We start from the raw sequence: 1300 nt of genomic DNA, 5'->3' as shown, positions 1-1300 counted from the left end.
TTCAATAATTCTAGCATTATTTCCTGTGCTTTGTGTTTGGTTGCCGTTGGCGTCGTATTGATAAGTGTGCGTTAGGGTGTTGTTGTCAATTCTGCTGGTGAGTTGGTTGGCGGTGTTGCAATTATACATTTTAATTTTTTAAATCATTCTAGTATCTTCATCAAGAGTGCCTTTAAATAAAGAGATAACACGAAGCCCTATTACTTTAATTATCAATAATAAACTTTTAATATATTTATGTTGTTTTCTATAAATAATGGCAATTCCAACAGGTGCTGCAAGATTGCCATATTTGTATCCTTTTTGATAATATTTTAATGCTTTATTTAAGTCTTTTTTAACATATAGACCATTTTTGTAAAAAAAACCTAATGCCGTTAGTGCTTGATGGTGGTTTATGGTTGCGAGTTTGGTGTAGATTTTAAAGGCTTTTTGGTATTGTTTTTGGTAGGTGTAGATTTTAGCAAGTTCAAAACCTGCAGCTATGTGCCCACTATCTTCAAAATTTATTTTATACCAATATATAGCTTTATCTAAATTAATGTCAAAATCATCACAACCACTATGATAGCAATAAGCTATAGCAAAAGAGGCATATTTATCCCCTAATTCAAAACTATCTAAGAGTATATTAAAAGTTTTTTTACTACAAGGTTTAATTTTAGAATTCATATACTCTGGATATGCGTCATTTTCTTGATATATATTGTTTAATATTTCTATTCCAGTCAATAATTTCATTAGTGAATTTGCTGAGGATTGTATTTTGGTTTTATACTATCTATTACCCTTATTGTTTTAAAATGATCTCTAAATGGCTCAATCTTAATCCCATCACCCCCATGAGTCATCCCGTTACAAAAAACCACACCCTTACAAAACTGTGCAATAGCCCTCTTAACAATAGGATTTGTAATAATATCTTTAGAAAGCTTACCAATTAAACCCCCTCCAATCATGCTAGCCATACCCGTTACTAAAGCCTTTTGACCCGCATCAACTTCAGTTTGTGTTCTACCATCTATTTTAATGGGTGCTGCATTACTACCAAATACCAACTCTAGCGCTCTAGCATTTGCATTTGCTGCTTGTTCTGCATCTTCTGCTGTTAATATTTTATTAAAATTATACAAAAACACCATCCCCGCCTGAACAGCCCCATCTTCAAAACTACCGCCCCCTGCTTTAGAGGCGAGCCCACCTGCAATCATTGTAATTGCGCCTTGGGTATAAAAATCTAGTTGCTGACCCTCTAATCCTAAATCAACACCTTTGGATATGATTGCTGAGACAAAGCCAT

Annotated in this window: 2 protein-coding genes; both read right to left on the bottom strand. The window is 33.8% G+C overall.

Annotation, left to right across the window (positions count from 1 at the left end):
- Window positions 1–138: 138 nt before the first annotated feature.
- Window positions 139–741 (bottom strand): tetratricopeptide repeat protein, encoded by a 603-nt coding sequence (locus BBROOKSOX_RS11140; RefSeq protein WP_139661896.1) that lies wholly within the window; start codon window positions 739–741, stop codon window positions 139–141.
- Window positions 741–1300: hypothetical protein (locus BBROOKSOX_RS11135; protein ID WP_180324030.1), on the bottom strand; the 560-nt coding region annotated here is incomplete at its 5' end. The genes BBROOKSOX_RS11135 and BBROOKSOX_RS11140, both read right to left, overlap by 1 nt.

Source organism: bacterium endosymbiont of Bathymodiolus sp. 5 South (genome assembly GCF_900128535.1).
In the GTDB taxonomy this organism is placed as follows: domain Bacteria; phylum Pseudomonadota; class Gammaproteobacteria; order PS1; family Pseudothioglobaceae; genus Thiodubiliella.
This window is presented reverse-complemented; position numbering and strand designations above follow the sequence as displayed.

Coding starts and splice junctions, on each gene's coding strand:
- BBROOKSOX_RS11140 (WP_139661896.1), bottom strand. CDS start 741: ATGAAATTATTGACTGGAATAGAAATATTAAACAATATATATCAAGAA.